The 17308-nt window shown below is 57.5% G+C and carries 15 protein-coding genes; 8 read left to right on the top strand and 7 right to left on the bottom strand.

The genetic code is table 11. The annotated features are described in order from the left end of the window. The first annotated feature begins 195 nt into the window (after window positions 1-195). From ACZYSM_RS23260 to ahpF, 3 genes are all read left to right on the top strand, one after another. Complete coding sequence (locus ACZYSM_RS23260; protein ID WP_489075014.1) at window positions 196-1134, top strand: site-specific integrase; 939 nt, start codon at window positions 196-198, stop codon at window positions 1132-1134. Between the two features lie 137 nt (window positions 1135-1271). Next, complete coding sequence (ahpC, locus tag ACZYSM_RS23255) at window positions 1272-1835, top strand: alkyl hydroperoxide reductase subunit C (protein ID WP_489075012.1); 564 nt, start codon at window positions 1272-1274, stop codon at window positions 1833-1835. A gap of 135 nt (window positions 1836-1970) precedes the next feature. Further along, window positions 1971-3533, top strand: a complete 1563-nt coding sequence (gene ahpF / locus ACZYSM_RS23250) for an alkyl hydroperoxide reductase subunit F (RefSeq protein ID WP_489075010.1) — start codon at window positions 1971-1973, stop codon at window positions 3531-3533. A gap of 179 nt (window positions 3534-3712) precedes the next feature. On the opposite strand, the gene gloA is transcribed toward ahpF, so the two are convergent. Then, window positions 3713-4234: a lactoylglutathione lyase gene (gloA, locus tag ACZYSM_RS23245; protein ID WP_489075008.1), complete on the bottom strand. Its 522-nt coding sequence runs from the start codon at window positions 4232-4234 to the stop codon at window positions 3713-3715. 199 nt (window positions 4235-4433) lie between these two features. Here gloA and ACZYSM_RS23240 point away from each other — a divergent pair, with 199 nt between their 5' ends. Further along, window positions 4434-4967: a DUF4946 domain-containing protein gene (locus tag ACZYSM_RS23240; protein WP_489075006.1), complete on the top strand. Its 534-nt coding sequence runs from the start codon at window positions 4434-4436 to the stop codon at window positions 4965-4967. A gap of 269 nt (window positions 4968-5236) precedes the next feature. On the opposite strand, the gene ACZYSM_RS23235 is transcribed toward ACZYSM_RS23240, so the two are convergent. The 3 genes from ACZYSM_RS23235 to ACZYSM_RS23225 form a co-directional block, all read right to left on the bottom strand. Then, window positions 5237-5599, bottom strand: coding sequence for a histone-like nucleoid-structuring protein, MvaT/MvaU family (locus tag ACZYSM_RS23235; protein ID WP_489075004.1), 363 nt, complete (start codon window positions 5597-5599; stop codon window positions 5237-5239). A gap of 247 nt (window positions 5600-5846) precedes the next feature. Then, window positions 5847-7391, bottom strand: coding sequence for an EAL domain-containing protein (locus ACZYSM_RS23230; protein WP_489075002.1), 1545 nt, complete (start codon window positions 7389-7391; stop codon window positions 5847-5849). 225 nt (window positions 7392-7616) lie between these two features. After that, a complete protein-coding gene (locus tag ACZYSM_RS23225) occupies window positions 7617-8492 on the bottom strand; it encodes a LysR family transcriptional regulator (RefSeq protein ID WP_489075000.1) in 876 nt (291 codons plus the stop codon). A 78-nt stretch (window positions 8493-8570) separates the two neighbouring features. Here ACZYSM_RS23225 and ACZYSM_RS23220 point away from each other — a divergent pair, with 78 nt between their 5' ends. After that, window positions 8571-9515, top strand: a complete 945-nt coding sequence (locus ACZYSM_RS23220) for a DMT family transporter (protein ID WP_489074998.1) — start codon at window positions 8571-8573, stop codon at window positions 9513-9515. A gap of 260 nt (window positions 9516-9775) precedes the next feature. Next, complete coding sequence (hppD, locus tag ACZYSM_RS23215; protein ID WP_489074996.1) at window positions 9776-10852, top strand: 4-hydroxyphenylpyruvate dioxygenase; 1077 nt, start codon at window positions 9776-9778, stop codon at window positions 10850-10852. A gap of 125 nt (window positions 10853-10977) precedes the next feature. Here hppD and rarD read toward each other — a convergent pair whose 3' ends face one another. From rarD to ACZYSM_RS23200, 3 genes are all read right to left on the bottom strand, one after another. Beyond that, the gene (gene rarD, locus ACZYSM_RS23210; protein ID WP_489074994.1) at window positions 10978-11859 is read right to left on the bottom strand and encodes an EamA family transporter RarD; all 882 of its coding nucleotides are present in this window, start codon (window positions 11857-11859) and stop codon (window positions 10978-10980) included. Window positions 11860-12068: 209 nt separating this feature from the next. Then, window positions 12069-13082, bottom strand: a complete 1014-nt coding sequence (locus tag ACZYSM_RS23205) for an aldo/keto reductase (RefSeq protein WP_489074992.1) — start codon at window positions 13080-13082, stop codon at window positions 12069-12071. A gap of 203 nt (window positions 13083-13285) precedes the next feature. Then, window positions 13286-14596 (bottom strand): MFS transporter, encoded by a 1311-nt coding sequence (locus ACZYSM_RS23200; RefSeq protein WP_489074990.1) that lies wholly within the window; start codon window positions 14594-14596, stop codon window positions 13286-13288. Window positions 14597-14767: 171 nt separating this feature from the next. On the opposite strand from ACZYSM_RS23200, the gene ACZYSM_RS23195 reads away from it, so the two are divergent. Beyond that, complete coding sequence (locus tag ACZYSM_RS23195; protein ID WP_489074988.1) at window positions 14768-15880, top strand: sugar diacid recognition domain-containing protein; 1113 nt, start codon at window positions 14768-14770, stop codon at window positions 15878-15880. 278 nt (window positions 15881-16158) lie between these two features. Next, on the top strand, window positions 16159-17298 hold the full coding sequence (locus ACZYSM_RS23190) for a glycerate kinase (protein ID WP_489074986.1): 1140 nt from the start codon (window positions 16159-16161) through the stop codon (window positions 17296-17298). Window positions 17299-17308 lie beyond the last annotated feature (10 nt).

Below are 17308 nucleotides of genomic sequence, written 5' to 3'. Positions count from 1 at the left end.
TATACTGGTATTATCCCGTGTTATAGCTGTTCCGAAGTGTTTATCGCTCTATCTTCGTACACAACACCCCCGTAGGAGCGAGCTTGCTCGCGAAAAAAACTGAGAGCGCTGAGGTGCATCTGGCTTCCCGCGTTATCGTTAACGATCATCGCGAGCAAGCTCGCTCCTACCCAGGGTCACCGCAAGGTCATTCCCATGAGCGATCTGGATCGCTATCTGCACGCGGCAACCCGCGAGAACACCCGACGCAGCTACCGGGCGGCCATCGAGCACTTCGAAGTCAGTTGGGGCGGGTTTCTACCGGCGACCAGCGATAGCGTGGCGCGTTACCTCGTCGCCCATGCTGGCGTGTTGTCGATCAACACGTTGAAGCTGCGGTTGTCGGCGTTAGCGCAGTGGCATAACAGCCAGGGGTTTGCCGACCCCACCAAGGCGCCAGTGGTGCGCAAGGTCTTCAAGGGCATCCGCGCCTTGCACCCGGTCCAGGAAAAGCAGGCCGAGCCGTTGCAGCTTGCGCACCTTGAACACGTCATCACCTGGCTGGATCAGGAAGCGCTTCAAGCCATGGCTGACGGCGATCAGCCAACGCTGCTGCGGGCCAGGCGCGACGCCGCGCTGATCTTGTTGGGCTTCTGGCGTGGGTTTCGCAGCGACGAGTTGTGCCGCGTGCAAATAGAACACGTGCAGGCAGTTGCCGGTTCGGGCATCACTCTGTATTTGCCGCGCAGCAAAAGTGACCGCGACAATCTGGGCAAGACCTATCAAACCCCAGCGCTTCAACGCTTGTGCCCGGTGCAGGCTTATATCGAATGGATCAGTACCGCCGCGTTGGTGCGTGGTCCGGTGTTTCGCGGCATCGATCGCTGGGGCAACTTGAGCGAAGAGGGCTTGCACGCCAACAGCGTGATTGCGCTGTTGCGTCACGCGTTGCAGCGCGCGGGGATTCCTGCCGAGCAGTACACCAGTCACTCATTGCGCCGGGGCTTCGCCACCTGGGCTCACCGCAGCGGTTGGGATTTGAAGTCGCTGATGAGTTATGTCGGCTGGAAGGATATGAAATCAGCGATGCGCTATGTAGAAGCCAGCCCGTTTCTCGGGATGACCCAAGTCGCTGAAAAGCGTATCGGCGACTAGCTAACGTTTTCTTCTATTAATACTATCTGCTAATAGCCAAAACCAATCAGCAGCATCAGCTTTGCCAATGAGCCATCAGGGAGTTGAGTGGGTAGGATTCACCACATCAACTTTTCAACCCTGACGGAGAGTCACCGATGCCTATCATCAACAGCCACGTTAAACCGTTCAAAGCAACCGCATTCAAAAACGGCGCATTCGTCGAAGTGTCGGATGCCGATCTGAAAGGCAAATGGTCAGTCGTGTTCTTCTACCCGGCCGACTTCACCTTCGTATGCCCGACCGAGCTGGAAGACCTGGCTGATAACTACGCCGAGTTCCAGAAGCTGGGCGTAGAAATCTACAGCGTGTCGACCGACACCCACTTTGCCCACGCCGCATGGCACAACACTTCGCCTGCGATTGAAAAAATTCAGTACACCATGATTGGTGACCCGACCCACGTGATCTCCCGCAACTTCGACGTGCTGATCGAAGAAGTCGGTCTGGCTGACCGCGGTACCTTCGTGATCAACCCTGAAGGCCAGATCAAAATCGTCGAGCTGAACGACGGCGGTGTAGGCCGTGACGCCTCCGAGCTGCTGCGCAAAATCAAGGCTGCTCAATACGTCGCTGCTCACCCAGGTGAAGTCTGCCCAGCCAAGTGGAAAGAAGGCGAGGCCACTCTGGCTCCGTCTCTGGACCTGGTCGGCAAGATCTAAGTCCGTGAGTCGATTGAGGGTGATGAGCTCTTAAGCACGTAAACCGCATCGCCCCAAAAAACGCCTGGGCGAGTCTGCCCGGGCGTTGTTTTTTCTACGAATCACCTCTCTACCAAAAGAATGGAAATCGCCCGTATGTTGGACGCCAATCTAAAAGCTCAGTTGAAGTCATACCTGGAACGGGTCACCCAGCCGATCGAGATCGTCGCCTCCCTTGACGACGGTGCGAAATCCCAGGAAATGCTCACGCTACTCAAAGACGTTGCCAGTCTTTCGAACCATATTACGTTGCTTGACAACGGTACTGATGCGCGCAAGCCATCGTTCTCGTTGAACCGCCCTGGTGCCGAAATCAGCCTGCGCTTCGCCGGCATCCCGATGGGCCATGAATTCACTTCGTTGGTGTTGGCATTGCTGCAAGTCGGCGGCCACCCTTCGAAGGCCAGCGTCGAAGTGATCGAGCAGATCCGCTCGCTCAAAGGCGAGTTCAACTTCGAGACTTACTTCTCGCTGTCTTGCCAGAACTGCCCGGACGTGGTCCAGGCGCTGAACCTGATGGCCGTGCTTAACCCGAACATCCGCCACGTCGCCATTGACGGCGCGCTGTTCCAGGACGAAGTCAATAATCGTCAGATCATGGCGGTGCCAAGCGTTTACTTGAACGGGGTCAACTTCGGCCAGGGCCGTATGGGCCTGGAAGAAATTCTCGGCAAGATCGACACCAGCGGCATCGAACGCCAGGCTGAAAAGATCAGCGCCAAAGAGGCCTTTGATGTGTTGGTGGTAGGCGGTGGTCCGGCCGGTGCTTCGGCTGCGATTTACGCTGCCCGTAAAGGCATTCGCACCGGTGTTGCTGCCGAGCGTTTTGGTGGGCAGGTGCTGGACACCATGGCCATCGAGAACTTCATCTCGGTCCAGGAAACTGAAGGGCCGAAACTGGCCGTAGCCCTGGAAGAACACGTCAAACAATACGACGTCGACATCATGAATCTGCAGCGCGCCGACGCGCTGATTCCCGGCAAAAACGGGGCATTGCATGAGGTCAGGTTCGCCAGCGGTGCTTCGCTCAAAGCCAGGACAGTCATCCTCGCGACCGGCGCACGCTGGCGTGAAATGAACGTCCCGGGCGAGCAGCAATACCGCAACCGTGGCGTCGCGTACTGCCCGCATTGTGACGGTCCGTTGTTCAAGGGCAAACGTGTGGCAGTGATCGGCGGCGGCAACTCGGGAGTCGAGGCGGCCATCGATCTGGCGGGTATCGTGGCTCACGTCACGCTGCTGGAGTTCGATGTGCAGTTACGCGCCGATGCGGTGTTGCAGCGCAAGTTGCACAGCCTGCCGAACGTGACCGTGATCACCCATGCACAAACCACCGAAGTGACCGGTGATGGGCAGAAGGTCAACGGCTTGCGCTACAAGGATCGGCAGTCTGGCGAAGTGTTGAATGTCGAGCTGGAAGGGATCTTTGTGCAGATTGGTTTACTGCCCAACACTGATTGGCTCAAAGGCACCCTCGAGCTGTCGCCTCGCGGTGAGATCATTGTCGATGCGCGTGGGGAGACTTCAATGCCGGGTGTGTTCGCTGCCGGTGATGTGACCACGGTGCCGTACAAGCAGATCGTCATTGCGGTGGGCGAGGGGGCCAAGGCATCGCTCAGCGCGTTCGATCACTTGATTCGCACATCTGCTCCGGCATAACCCCGCGATGCAAAAAAGCAACCCCCCTGTAGGAGCAGCCGGTCGACGCTCGATTGGTCCGGGCGGCGTTCCGACGATGGACGTTAACGATAACGCGTGTTTTCTGAATAAGCGCGCCGCCCTTGAGTCCATCGCGAGCAATCGAGCGTCGACCGGCTGCTCCTACACTCGATCTGTGATTACAGTGGCGTCGGTTGAATAATTTCAACCCAGTAGGCGTCCGGGTCCTTGATGAAGGCCAGGCTCTTCATACGGCCGTCGTTCAGGCGTTTCTGGAAGTCCACGCCCAGCGCTTCAAAGCGTTCGCACGCGGCGCGGATATCCGGCACCGAGATGCAGATGTGGCCAAAGCCTCGTGGGTCGGTATTGCCGTTGTGGTAGGCGAAATCCGCGTCGTTCTCGGTGCCGTGGTTGTGGGTCAGCTCGAGAATACCGGGAATCGATTTCATCCACTCGGTGCGCGCGGCAGCGTCGGCCGGGATCTGTGCTTTATCCACCAATGCCAGGAAGTACAGGCTGAATTCGGCTTCCGGGAAGTCGCGTTTTTCCACCAGGGAGAAACCCAGGATGCGGGTGTAAAAATCCAGCGATTTGGTGATGTCCTTTACGCGCAACATGGTGTGGTTGAAGACGAATTTTTGAGTGGCGGTGTCAGGCTGGGCGGTCACGCCCGGGAACGTGTTCAGTTCGTGCAGGCTCATGGGCCCTCCAAAAAATAAGTGGGGCAAACGGCGCTCCAGATCACGAGCAATCCCTTTGCTTGCGGTTGACTGGGCTTCCTTGCAGTGAGCCAATGATACGCAAGCGTTGCTGGCAGTGCCAAACCAAAACCATCGGCCTATTGCCTGGTGACGTTGCGGGCCTCAGACTTTATCGTTCGACCTGCGAGTGCTCATTGCAATGATCCAACTGTATAAATCCGTATTCATGTTGATTTGCCTGCTGATCGGCAGTGCCAGCGCTCAGGCGGCCGATCCAGTTATCACGTGGCCCAATGGCTGGGAAGTGGAGGCGTTGTCGCAAGATGACACAACGGGCGAGTCGTCCAAAGTGTCCAGGCAACGAGCGGTTAAAAATGATCAAAACGGAACGCCGGTCATGGTCATGGAGTTGACCATGACCCAGGTTGAAACCGGGCATGAGGTCAATCTGCAAGGCGTGTTGCTGGAGATGCGCAAGTCAGTGCAGAAGGATTTCGTTTCGGGGGGATATCAAAGTGTTTGCAACAAGATTCACTCAGCCACATTGGGTCGGCTGTCGGCGCTTGAAACCACTTGTACCATCACGCAAAGCGGGCGGCACGTGCTGTCTCAAACATTAGTCGCTGCGGTCGATGCCGATAAAGCTTATGTCCTTTCCTATGCAGGGCAAGCAGAGGCTTATGCGGCGAGCCAGGACGAGATACTCATTGCGCGAAACAGCCTGAAATTGTAGTTGTTTGCTCAATAGTGACGGACTTTTCGCCGGGATTTGCTGTTAGCTAGTCGAAGGGATTAAGTACAAAGTTATAGTGCGGGTTCGGGCTGGCCAGATGACCTGGCAACTGGGTGCGCATTCACCTGTACGCTTTCTTAGTGGCTGGCGCGGACCCTCTGCTAGTTTCCGGGTATTTCTAACTGGATCGACGATCATCGTTACATTAATTGCTGCCTTAAACGAAAAAAGGCCCTGCATATGCAAGGCCTTTTATAGGGCACAATCGCTTAAGCTCGCAGCCAGGACTCAACGGTGGCGGCACCGTACTGTTCCTTCCAGGCTTTCAAACCGCGGTGATTACCGCCCTTGGTTTCAATCTGTTCACCGGTATGCGGGTTGTGGTAGACCTTGACCACACGGGCCCGGCGCGTTTTCGGAGGAGCCGCCAACTGGCTGGATTTGCCCGGGGTCGGATTGAGGATGGCGATGATGTCGCGCAGGCTCTTGCCGTAGGTTTTCATCAGGCCTTGGAGCTTTCCTTCGAATTCGATTTCTTTCTTGAGCCCGGCGTCATTCTTCAGCGATTCCAGCTGCGCAAGCTGTTCTTGAAGGGCCTTTTCAGCGGCACGAAATTCAGCGAGTCTGGACAATATCTTTACTCCAATAGTGTATTTGGCTGATACCAACCGCAAACAAAGCTATAAGCCAAGAGCCTTAGGACGACTCGGTGATAATGGCTCACCTGCAATCTTGCACAGGCTAGAAAAATTGTAGTAGTTAATGCGCCAAGAGTAAATCATGTCTTTCTCTGCATGTGATGGATAAGAGTCGCCTGATGCAATTTTGGCACATGATTCAATTGACAATATGGCGATTTTTTCCGGTAATCCTCGCTATTTAATGGTGATTTAATGCAAGGAGGAATTCATCTCCAGGCATGGGCCGAGCGAATAGATAGCCTTGCAGAAAGTCCACACCTTGTGCGGCGAGATAGTCACGCTGTTCAGGTGTTTCGACACCTTCTGCAACGATGCCCAGATCAAGCTTGCCTGACAGTTCAATGATGCTGTCGAGTATATGACGGGACAGCGCGTCGACACCGATCATCGCCACAAAGCTCTGGTCTATTTTCAGGAAGTCCACATTGAACTGACGCAAATAGCCCAAGCTCGAGTGGCCCGTACCGAAATCGTCGATGGCGATCATTACACCCAGCTCATGGAGTTGTTTGAAGAGCTCCAGGGTGATGTCTGTTGGCTCGATCAGCTCGCGCTCGGTCAGTTCCAGAACCAGCGTGACTTTGCCGAGCGGGAACGCGCCAAGAAACTCCTGGCAATCTTCAACGAGCTCAAGGTCACGGCAGTGGCTGGCGGTGATATTGATGCCGATATGAAATCCATCAGTGAACGACTGGGCATGCGGAGCAAGCACTGCAGCGGTTTTCCGCATCAATGAGCGGGTCATTGGGACGATCAATCCGCAGTGTTCGGCAAACGGGATAAACAGGTCTGGGCGCACCAGGCCTTCTTTTGGGTGTTTCCAGCGCATCAACACTTCCATGCCTGCCCATTGCTTGTTATCGCCGCGCACCACCGGTTGGAAATAGGGAATAAACTCAGCCGCCTCCAATGCACGTTGCAACTCACGGCTAGGCGAGGATGAGCGTTTTTGCAGCCAATGGCCGATGGTTCCGGAAATGACTCCGAAGAAGATTAGCAGGCTGAAAAGAGCCGGGTACCTGGCCTTCATATAGCGCCAGACTTCTCCCTCGGGCATACCTGCTTCGACGCTATAGGCGTAGCGCGATGACGTTAGATGATTGGGGGCCACGGGGAAAACCGGCAGGCTCGAGTTACGGACCTGACCATCGGCAGATAACCAGTTGGAGCCTACCTGCAGCACCAGGTCTGTATACCGGCTTATCAAGCGCAGTGCGTTAGTCAGATGGTAGCCATCGATAGTTGCAAGAGCTCCCTGACTGCCCTCGCTCTGTCGATAGACAAGCAGGGCGGTATTTGGCGTGACGGGATTGCCGCTCGCCAGCCACAGCTTGCCGTCGACATAGTCATTCGGGTTCAGCGCTTGCTCTACTACATAGTCGCCAAACAGTGAGCTGCAATAGTTGCTGTTATTCCAGATCAGGTTGGTAGAACGAACGAAAGGGCCACGGGTGACTTGTTCACGCAACGCAAGTCGCTCGTCGTTATCGCAGGGCCGGCCCGCGAGCGGAAGAATCTCTTGCGTTGCCTGGGCAGCATTGTCGAGCATCAGGTCGAATTGACGCACAGCCTCTTCGGCGGTTTGCGCGGTGGCCTGTTCCAGTGTGCGTTCGGCTTGCAGGTACAGGATGGCAATCCCGAGCACCATGGGCAGCGCTGCGCTCAATACGGTTACTGCATACCGGGTGGTCCGTTTCCGAGGGCCTTTAACAGTCAATGGCATTTGCGAAACCTATAGCGGAGTAAGAACGGAAGGGCTCTCAAATGCGGGTAGGGCAATGACTTTCCTCCCAGTGTAGGAGCAGCCGGTCGACGCTCGATTGCTCGCGATGGACGTTAACGATAACGCGTATTTACGAAGACGAGGCGCTCTCGGGTTTGTCGTCGGAACGCCGCCCGGACCAATCGAGCGTCGACCGGCTGCTCCTACAGTAGAGCCCGGATTTTCTTAACTGACTGGCATTAGGCTTAACGCCAACTTGATGAACGCCAGAGTGGCCGGTGATGACTGTCGTTGATCCAGCACTGCCAGACCCACCTGACGCTTGACTTGAGGACAAAGCGCTTTTCTCGCGTATCGGCCGTCTGTGGTGTCCGGTAACGACAACTCGGCCACGATCGTCAAGGCGTCACCGCGGCTGACGGTCTCCAGCGTGGTGAGCAACTGCGAGCTTCGATAACGAATGTCCGGCGTCAATCTGGCTGCTGTGAACAGCCTTGAAACCAGTTCCGATGAACCCGCCTGGGTGAGAATAAACGGATCGTTGCACAGGTCTTTCAAGGTCACGCTTTTCTTCGCGGCCAGCGCATGATCAACCGGGATCAGTGCGACCATTTGGTCTTCAACCAACGCAAAGGTGTCGAAACGCTCTTCAGGCAACACCACGAAACCTATATCGATCCGCCGTTCTTCGAGCCACTGTACGACCTGACGATCCGGGCCTTCGTCGATGTGCACCTCAATCCCCGGATGAGCTGCACGATAGTGCTGCAGAATCATCGGCAACAGCTTCATCGATGACGTCGGCCCAAAGGAGCCAATGCGCAACGTCCCGCGTTTCATGCCGCGAGCGTCGGCGGCTTCTTGTTGCAGGGTGTTGGCCAGGCCCAGCATGGCTCGGGCGCGCAACACCAACCGCTGACCGATATCACTCAGCTCGACCTGGGACTGATGCCTTCTGAACAACTCGACGCCGAGCTCTTGCTCCAGCGATTTGATGGCATGGGATACCGCCGACTGGGTAATCCCCAGGCGGGTTGCGGCGCTGGTAAAACCGCGCAGCTCGGCAACCAGTGAAAAGATCTCGAGTTGGGTCAGGGTCATGAGTGTTTGCTCATTTTACGATGATTACGTATTAGGTGAAGAATACGCCATGTCCCTACCTTCACGCCCGAGAGTCTTATGAGAACGGATGTAAAAACTGCGCCGATTGACTCCGATTTACCGGTTTACCTGAAACTGGCTGCGGTGACGATGATGTGGGGCGGGACTTTTGTCGCAGGACGATTCCTGGCCGATACGCTTAACCCTTTGCTCGCGGCGAGCATGCGCTTTCTGCTGGCCAGTCTGGCGTTGCTGTTGTTCATGGCATTGGCCCGTATCCCCTTGGCACGGCCGAATCTGAAGCAATGGTTGCAGTTGATGGTGTTGGGATTCTTCGGGATCTTTTTCTATAACCTGTGCTTCTTCTACGGGTTGCATTACATCAACGCCTCTCGCGCTTCACTGATCGTGGCATTGAACCCGGCAGCCATCGCCCTGGCGTCCTGGCTGCTGTTCAAAGAGCGCTTGAGTCGGGTTAAAGTCATTGGCATCGCGATTTGCCTGGCAGGGGCGGGCGTGGTGATCATCAGTCGAAATCAGCAGCTGTTCAACGGCGCTGCGAATGCCTGGATCGGTGACCTGCTGATTCTCGGTTGCGTGTTGGGTTGGGGAATCTACTCGCTGTACTCCAAAGGCCTGAACCAGGCTCTGGGGTCGCTGCAAACCGTGACCTATTCGATCCTGACCGGCACGCTGATGCTGTGGGTGACCAGCGCGGTGCGCGGTGAGCTGAGCGTCGAAGCGTTGGCAAGCCTCAATCCCGGGCAGTTTTTCAGTCTGCTGTATTTGGGCGTGCTGGGTTCGGCGCTGGCCTATATCTGGTACTACGACGGTATCCGAAAAATCGGCGCAACCCGTTCCGGTGTCTTCATTGCCCTCAACCCCCTGACCGCAGTCATCCTTGGCGCGCTGTTGCTGGGTGAACAACTGTCACTGCCTATGTATCTGGGTGGCGGGCTGATTCTGGGCGGCATCTATTTGTGCAACAAACCCCTTGCGCCGGCGTCGAAAAAGGGGATTTGATACAGAATGCGGACAAACCGTTTTACGCTGTGTAGAATCGGTTTACGCATATAAGAATAAGTCTTCTGGCAGCAGAAGCCTCGCCCGTACGAGAATGGGTCGACATGAAGCTACTAGGGTTCCAACTGATTTTCGGTGATTTCCTCGCCCGCAGCGTGCGGGGGATCTCCTGCGCGCCGCCTGCCTGTCTCAGCATTGCTAGTAACTAACGATCCGTTAATTCCAGCCGTTAATTCTAAAAGCATGATGAGGCGCCAACCATGGCAGATTTATACGAAAACCCAATGGGCCTGATGGGCTTTGAATTCATCGAATTCGCATCGCCTACCCCTAATACGCTCGAACCGATCTTCGAGATCATGGGTTTCAGCAAAGTCGCAACCCATCGCTCCAAAGACGTGCACCTGTACCGTCAGGGCCACATCAACCTGATCCTCAACAACGAACCGCACAGCGTCGCTTCGTACTTTGCTGCCGAGCACGGCCCGTCAGTTTGCGGTATGGCATTTCGCGTCAAGAATGCCCAGCAGGCGTTTGCCCGTGCTCTGGAGCTTGGCGCCCAGCCGATTCACATCGAGACCGGCCCGATGGAGCTGAACCTGCCGGCGATCAAAGGCATCGGCGGCGCGCCGCTGTACCTGATCGACCGTTTCGGTGAAGGCAGTTCGATCTACGACATCGATTTCGTGTTCATCGAAGGTGTTGATCGCAATCCGCAAGGCGCGGGCCTGAAGATCATCGATCACTTGACCCACAACGTGTACCGCGGGCGCATGGCCTACTGGGCGGGCTTCTACGAGAAGCTGTTCAACTTCCGCGAGATCCGTTACTTCGACATCAAGGGCGAATACACCGGCCTGACCTCCAAGGCCATGACCGCCCCGGATGGCATGATCAAAATCCCGCTGAACGAAGAGTCGTCCAAGGGCGCAGGGCAAATCGAAGAGTTCCTGATGCAGTTCAACGGTGAGGGCATTCAACACGTTGCCTTCCTGACCGACGATCTGATCAAGACCTGGGATCACCTGAAGAAAATCGGCATGCGCTTCATGACCGCGCCGCCAGAAACCTACTACGAGATGCTCGAAGGCCGCTTGCCAAACCACGGCGAACCGGTCGACCAACTGCAATCGCGGGGGATTCTGCTGGACGGTTCGTCCGAGTCGGGCGACAAACGCCTGCTGTTGCAAATCTTCTCGGAAACCTTGATGGGGCCAGTGTTCTTCGAATTCATCCAGCGCAAAGGCGACGATGGTTTCGGCGAAGGCAACTTCAAGGCGCTGTTCGAATCCATCGAACGTGACCAGGTTCGCCGCGGTGTACTTGCCACCGAGTAAACCGTTGCAGATATAAAACTGTGGGAGCGAGCCTGCTCGCGATAGCTGTCTATCAGTCAACATCTATGTTGAATTCGAAGACGCCATCGCGAGCAGGCTCGCTCCCACATTGTTTTGTGTGCGGCTTAAGGTTTGCGATGCCGGACCAGGTGTTTAAACCCTTCGAACATCAACACCACTACCGCCAACCAGATCGGAATGTAGGTCAGCCATTCACCCGCCTTGATGCTTTCCCCTAGCAGCAATGCGACCCCGAGTAACAACACCGGCTCGACATAGCTCAACAGTCCGAACAGGCTGAAGGGCAGCAGTCGACTGGCAATGATGTAGACCACCAGCGCCGAAGCGCTGATGACGCCGAGTATCGGGATCAACAGCGACAGCCACGGATGTTGGTTGAATACACCGAAGCCCTGTTCACCGCCCTGAACAAACCAGAACGCCACCGGCAGCATCAGGGTCATGTCCAGCCACAAGCCGCCGAGGTTATCTGCCGCGAGACGCTTGCGCAGGACGAAATAGGTCGGATAGCCGATGGCGACCAGCAAGGTAGCCCAGGAGAAACCGCCGACCTGATACAACTCGTTGAGTACGCCGAGGGTGGCAAGGAACGCAGCGACTTTCTGCAAGTAGGAGAGGCGCTCGCCATAGGCGATCCGTCCGGTCAGGACCATGGTCAGCGGCAGCAGGAAATACCCCAGCGACACGTCCAGGCTGTGGCCGTTGAGTGGCGCCCACATGAATAACCAGAGCTGCACGCCGAGCAATGCCGAAGAGACCAGCAGGCCCAAGGCCAGGGCGGGTTTGCCGAACAGGCGTTTAACCAGTGCGACCACGTGTTTCCATTCACCCGAGGCGAACATGAAAATGGTCATGCATGGCACGGTTAAGAGCATGCGCCAGCCAAAAATCTCCACACCGCTGAGGGGCGAGAGTAGCGACGTATAGAAATACATGACGGCAAACAGCACCGATGCCGTTACCGATAAAACAATACCTTTAGACAAACTGCCCTCGCGTGAAATTGAGTGAACGTAAAGCGGGCGCAGAGGATACGTGGTTTTCGAGCTAAATATTGGATCAACACTGACCCCATGTGGGAGCGGGCTTGCTCGCGAAGACGGTTTCACATTCAACACTGATGTTGACTGGAAGGTCGCTTTCGTCGGAACGCCGCCCGGAGCAAGCCCGCTCCCACACTGGGATGTGGGTTCATTTAGTTGCTATGCGGTTTACGCCCTGACACGAAATGACTCACGTCATTGAACCCCGGTGTCGACGAATGCCCCGGTGTCACCAGCGAGTCGATAAAGGCTTCGTCTTCAGCAGTGACTTTCACTGCCAATGCCTTGGTGTAGGCGTCCCACTGTTCTTCGGTCCGTGGCCCGACGATGGCCGAGCTGACCGCCGCGTTGTTCAGCACCCAGGCAATAGCGAATTCGACGATACCGACACCGCGGCCCTGGGTGTATTGCTGGATCTGCTGGGCAATTCGCAGGGACTCTACCCGCCATTCGGTTTCCAGGATGCGTTTGTCCTGGCGTCCGGCGCGGCTGTTGATATCCGGGATGACATCGGGCGCGTATTTGCCGCTGAGCACGCCACGGGCCAACGGGCTGTAGGGCACCACACCGAGACCGTAGGCCTGGGCGGCGGTGATTTGCTCTGTCTCGGCCTGACGGTTGACGATGTTGTACAGCGGCTGACTGATCACCGGCCGGTCGACCCCGAGTTTATCCGCCACGCGAATCACCTCAGCAATGCGCCAGCCGCGGTAATTGGACAGCCCCCAGTAGCGAATCTTGCCCTGGCGCAGCAGGTCGCCAATGGCCGAAACGGTGACCTCTAGCGGTGTGTTGTGGTCTTCGCGATGCAGGTAGTAGATGTCCAGGTAATCGGTGCCCAGCCGGGTCAGGCTGGCCTCGATGGCATTGAAGATATGTTTGCGACTCAAGCCACTGCGATTCGGTACACCGTCCACCGGGCCGAAACCGACCTTGGACGCGACGATCCACTCCTGACGGCGACTGGCAATCGCTTCGCCGACGATCTCCTCGGAGCGCCCGCCGGTGTAGACATCCGCGGTGTCGATAAAGTTGATGCCCTGGTCCCAGGCTTTGTCGATGATCCGCAGGGAATCCTCGGTGCTGGTTTGTTCGCCGAACATCATGGTGCCCAGGGTCAGGGCGGACACTTGCAGACCGGATTGGCCGAGGGTGCGGTAGCTCATGTTCGAAATCCTTTTACCGGAGGGAAAGGCTCAATCAAATACCAGAACGACGGCGCGGAGCAAACGGAAATATTGAACGGCTCAGATCAAACTGTGGGAGCGAGCCTGCTCGCGATAGGGTTATCAGATTCAACATTGATGTTGGCTGGTAGACCGCTATCGCGAGCATTCGAGCGTCGACCGGCTGCTCCCACAAAGGCTAATCAGGCACGAAGCGTATGGGTCATGCGCAGCGCCAGCAGGCTACCGGCAACGATCACCCCGGCCAGCAGGTACAGCGCGGCGTCAGTCGAACCGGTGCTGTCCTTGACCCAGCCGACCAGATACGGGCTGAGGAAACCAGCCATCTGCCCCATGGAGTTGATCAGCGCCAAACCACCCGCCGCAGCGCCGGCGCTGAGCATCGCGGTGGGCACCGGCCAGAACATTGGCAGACCGGTGAGAGCGCCCATGGTGGCGATGGTCAGACCGAGGATGGCGATGGCCGGATGCGCGGCGAAGTTGACGGCGATCAGCAGGCCGACCGCACCCATTAGCATCGGCACCACCAAGTGCCAGCGCCGCTCTTTGTGCAGGTCGGCGGAGCGACCGACCATCAGCATGAACACTGCGGCCAGCAGGTACGGAATCGCGCTGATCCAGCCGATCACCAGGTTGTCGCTGAAGCCCAGGCTCTTGATGATCGACGGCAGCCAGAAGTTGATCGCGTAGACGCCACTCTGGATGCAGAAGTAAATCAGGCCGAAGGCCCAAATGGCCGGATTCTTGAACACCGCCAGCAACGAGTCGGTCGCGGTTTTCGGTTTGTTTGCCAGGTCTTCAGCTTGATCCGCTTCGAGTACCGCACGTTCTTGTGGAGTCAGCCATTTGGCGTTGGCGAAGCTGTCGCTCAGCAGGAAGAACGCCAGCGCGCCGAGAATCATCGTCGGAATGCCTTGCAGCAAGAACATCCACTGCCAACCGGCCAAACCGCCTTGACCGGCGGCGAAATGGTTGAGGATCCAGCCGGAGAAAGGGCTGCCGAGCAGGCCGGAAACCGGGATCGCCGACATGAACAGTGCCATGATGCGGCCACGGCGGAAGGTCGGAAACCACTGCGAGAGGTACAGCACTACGCCAGGAAAGAACCCGGCTTCGGCGGCACCGGTGAACAGACGCAAGGTGTAGAAGTGGGTGGGCGTAGTAACGAACAACAGGCACGTCGAGAGCGCGCCCCAGGTGATCATCATCAGCGCGATCCAGCGCCGTGGGCCGAACTTCGTTAACGCCAGATTGCTCGGTACGCCGCACAGCACATAGCCGATAAAGAAGATCCCGGCACCGAGGCCGTACACCGTTTCGCTGAACTTCAGCGCGTCGAGCATCTGCAGCTTGGCAAATCCAACGTTGACCCGGTCGAGGTAGTTGAACAGGTAGCAGATGAAAATGAAGGGGATCAGGCGCAGGGTAATGCGCTTGTAGACGGCATTTTTGTCGTCAGCTGTGGCCAGGGTGGCAGCGGCGCTCTGTGACATGGCGGGTCTCTCTTTATTATGATTTTTTGCGATGCGAGGGTAACGTTGATCGCACCAAGAGTCTCGGTCACCCCAAGGTTCCTGTCTTTGTGCCTGCGCACAGGGTTTGGATGCTTGCCCTGTGCCGGTGAACAATCACAATAAGAAACTGCCTTCAAGGATCACGCTGCTATGTTCGAACTGGATCATGACCTGGCGCAGGATATCGTCGACCGGGCGATGGCCATCCTGCCCTATAACGTCAACGTCATGGACAGCCAGGGCCTGATTCTGGGCAGCGGCGAGCCGGAGCGGGTCAACACCCGCCACGAAGGGGCGCAGCTGGTACTGGCCAATGGTCGCGTCGTGGAAATCGACGCGCAGACCGCCAAGCACCTCAAAGGCGTACAGCCGGGAATCAATCTGCCGCTGTTCCTCGACCAGCGATTGATCGGCGTGTTGGGTATCACCGGTGAACCGGACCAACTGCGGACCTACGCCGAGCTGGTGCGCATGACCGCCGAGATGCTCGTGGGCCAGCGTAACCAGCAGGACGAACAACAATGGCGGCGCCAGCGTTGTGATGACCTGCTGGCCTTGTTGCTCAGCGAGGCCGGAGACTCGCCGCGCTTGATCGACGAGGCTCAGCAATTGGGACTCAAGCCTCAGTTGCCGCGCATTCCTTATCTATTCGAGCTGGGGCTGGAACACGGCCCCGGGCAGACCGTTGAAGCATTGAGTGCCTGGCTGACTTCGCGTTATCCCGATAGCTGGTGCGTGAGCTCGGCCAAGTCGTCCTTGCTCTGGTGCCGTGCGGCGACGCAGGCAATTGAACATGAGCGGCTGCTGGAAAAACTCGATGGTCAGGGCTGGAACATACTGCGTATCGCTGTCGGTGGTCAGGCCGATGGCTTGCAAGGCTTGCGTCGCTGTTACCGGCGAGTCGGTGACCTGCTGGCCTACGGGCGTGATGTGTTGCCTCAGAGTCGTTTGTTGACGCTGAACCGTTATCGTCTGCCGGTGATGCTCTGGCGTCATCGCAATGATGATGCCCTCGACGAACTGCTCAATCCATTGCGCAAGGTCATCGCCAAGGACAACAACGGCCAGTTGCTGGCGACCCTGCGCAGTTGGTGTGAACACGACGGTCAGAGCCAGGCGTGCGCCGACGCTTTGGGCATTCACCGCAACAGCCTGCGATACCGGATGGAACGGATTGCTGAACTCAGTGGTGTCGATCCGCTAAGGCTGGACGGGATGCTTGCGCTGTACCTCGGCGTTCAACTCCTGCCACAAACCGAATAGCTAACACCAATCCTGTAGCAGCTGCCGAGCCTGCGTTCGGCGGCGCAGCCGTCGCGAATCCCGCCAGCAAAAAATGAGCTGATACACCGCGGTACATGATTTTACGACGGCTGCGCCGCCGAACGCAGCCTCGGGGCTCGGCAGCTGCTACACGGAATTTGTAGACGGAGAGAGTTTTGTGAAAATGAACAATAAACACCATCCCGGCTTGTGCAGCGGACCGGCGTTATTGTTCATGGCGGCTGGCAGCATGAGGGCATTGCATCTGGAGAATTCACATGAAAATCATCATCGCCCCCGACTCGTTCAAAGACAGCCTGAGTGCCATCGGTGTCGCCGACGCCATCGCTCTCGGGCTGGCCGAAGTCTGGCCGGATGCGCAACTGGTCAAGTGCCCGATGGCAGACGGTGGTGAGGGCACGGTCGAAGCGATTCTTGCTGCCTGCGATGGCGAGTTGCGCAGCACCCAGGTGCAAGGCCCGTCAGGTGCTACGGTGCAGGCCCGTTGGGGCTGGTTGCCGCAGAGCCATACCGCGATCATCGAAATGGCAGAGGCCAGCGGTTTGCAGCTGGTTGCGGTCGGTCAGCGCGATGCCTGCTCCAGCAGCACTTACGGCACCGGTCAGTTGATTGGCGCAGCGCTCGATGCCGGCGCGCAACGAATCATTCTGGCCATCGGCGGCAGCGCCACCAACGACGGCGGCGCAGGCGCGATGCAGGCGTTAGGCGTGCGCTTGCTTGACGGACAGGGGCAAACATTGAGCCGGGGCGGTTTGGCGTTGAAAGCGCTGGCCAGGATTGAACTGGGTGGGATAGACCCGCGTCTGGCACAGGTCCGCTTCGAAATCGCCGCGGACGTCAACAATCCGCTCTGTGGTCCCCACGGCGCCTCAGCGATATTCGGCCCGCAAAAAGGCGCCTCACCTGAACAGGTGCAGCAGCTGGACCAGGCCCTCGGGCACTTCGCCGATCACTGCGCTCAAGTGCTGGGCAAGGACGTGCGTGATGAACCCGGCAGTGGCGCCGCCGGCGGCTTGGGATTTGCCGCCAAGGCATTTCTGCATGCGCAGTTCCGCCCCGGTGTAGAAGTGGTGGCTGAACTGGTCGGTCTGGCAGCAGCCGTACGTGGCGCCGACCTGGTGATCACCGGCGAGGGCCGTTTTGATGCCCAGACTTTGCGTGGCAAAACACCCTTTGGTGTCGCGCGGATCGCCAGGCAGCACCGCGTGCCGGTGATCGTGATCGCGGGCACTTTGGGCGATGGGTATGAGCAGATGTATGAGCACGGCGTCGATGCCGCGTTTGCCTTGCCCTCGGGGCCGATGAGCCTGGAACAGGCGTGCGCCAATGCACCGCAATTGCTGCGCGAGCGGGCAGGGGATATTGCGCGGGTCTGGCGAATAGCGCGCAAGGCTTGAACGCCATCCA

Source organism: Pseudomonas sp. F220 (assembly GCF_057813935.1).
The sequence above is the reverse complement of the archived record's forward strand: the minus strand, read 5'-3'. Positions and strand labels throughout refer to the sequence as shown.

Bases quoted from the DNA above. Each gene is read 5' to 3' on its own strand.
- gloA (WP_489075008.1), bottom strand. From the start codon at position 4,234: ATGAGCCTGCACGAACTGAACACGTTCCCGGGCGTGACCGCCCAGCCT.
- ACZYSM_RS23190 (WP_489074986.1), top strand. From the start codon at position 16,159: ATGAAAATCATCATCGCCCCCGACTCGTTCAAAGACAGCCTGAGTGCC.
- ACZYSM_RS23225 (WP_489075000.1), bottom strand. From the start codon at position 8,492: ATGACCCTGACCCAACTCGAGATCTTTTCACTGGTTGCCGAGCTGCGC.
- ACZYSM_RS23260 (WP_489075014.1), top strand. From the start codon at position 196: ATGAGCGATCTGGATCGCTATCTGCACGCGGCAACCCGCGAGAACACC.
- ACZYSM_RS23200 (WP_489074990.1), bottom strand. From the start codon at position 14,596: ATGTCACAGAGCGCCGCTGCCACCCTGGCCACAGCTGACGACAAAAAT.
- ACZYSM_RS23230 (WP_489075002.1), bottom strand. From the start codon at position 7,391: ATGCCATTGACTGTTAAAGGCCCTCGGAAACGGACCACCCGGTATGCA.
- ahpF (WP_489075010.1), top strand. From the start codon at position 1,971: ATGTTGGACGCCAATCTAAAAGCTCAGTTGAAGTCATACCTGGAACGG.
- hppD (WP_489074996.1), top strand. From the start codon at position 9,776: ATGGCAGATTTATACGAAAACCCAATGGGCCTGATGGGCTTTGAATTC.
- ACZYSM_RS23195 (WP_489074988.1), top strand. From the start codon at position 14,768: ATGTTCGAACTGGATCATGACCTGGCGCAGGATATCGTCGACCGGGCG.
- ACZYSM_RS23205 (WP_489074992.1), bottom strand. From the start codon at position 13,082: ATGAGCTACCGCACCCTCGGCCAATCCGGTCTGCAAGTGTCCGCCCTG.
- ahpC (WP_489075012.1), top strand. From the start codon at position 1,272: ATGCCTATCATCAACAGCCACGTTAAACCGTTCAAAGCAACCGCATTC.
- ACZYSM_RS23220 (WP_489074998.1), top strand. From the start codon at position 8,571: ATGAGAACGGATGTAAAAACTGCGCCGATTGACTCCGATTTACCGGTT.
- ACZYSM_RS23240 (WP_489075006.1), top strand. From the start codon at position 4,434: ATGATCCAACTGTATAAATCCGTATTCATGTTGATTTGCCTGCTGATC.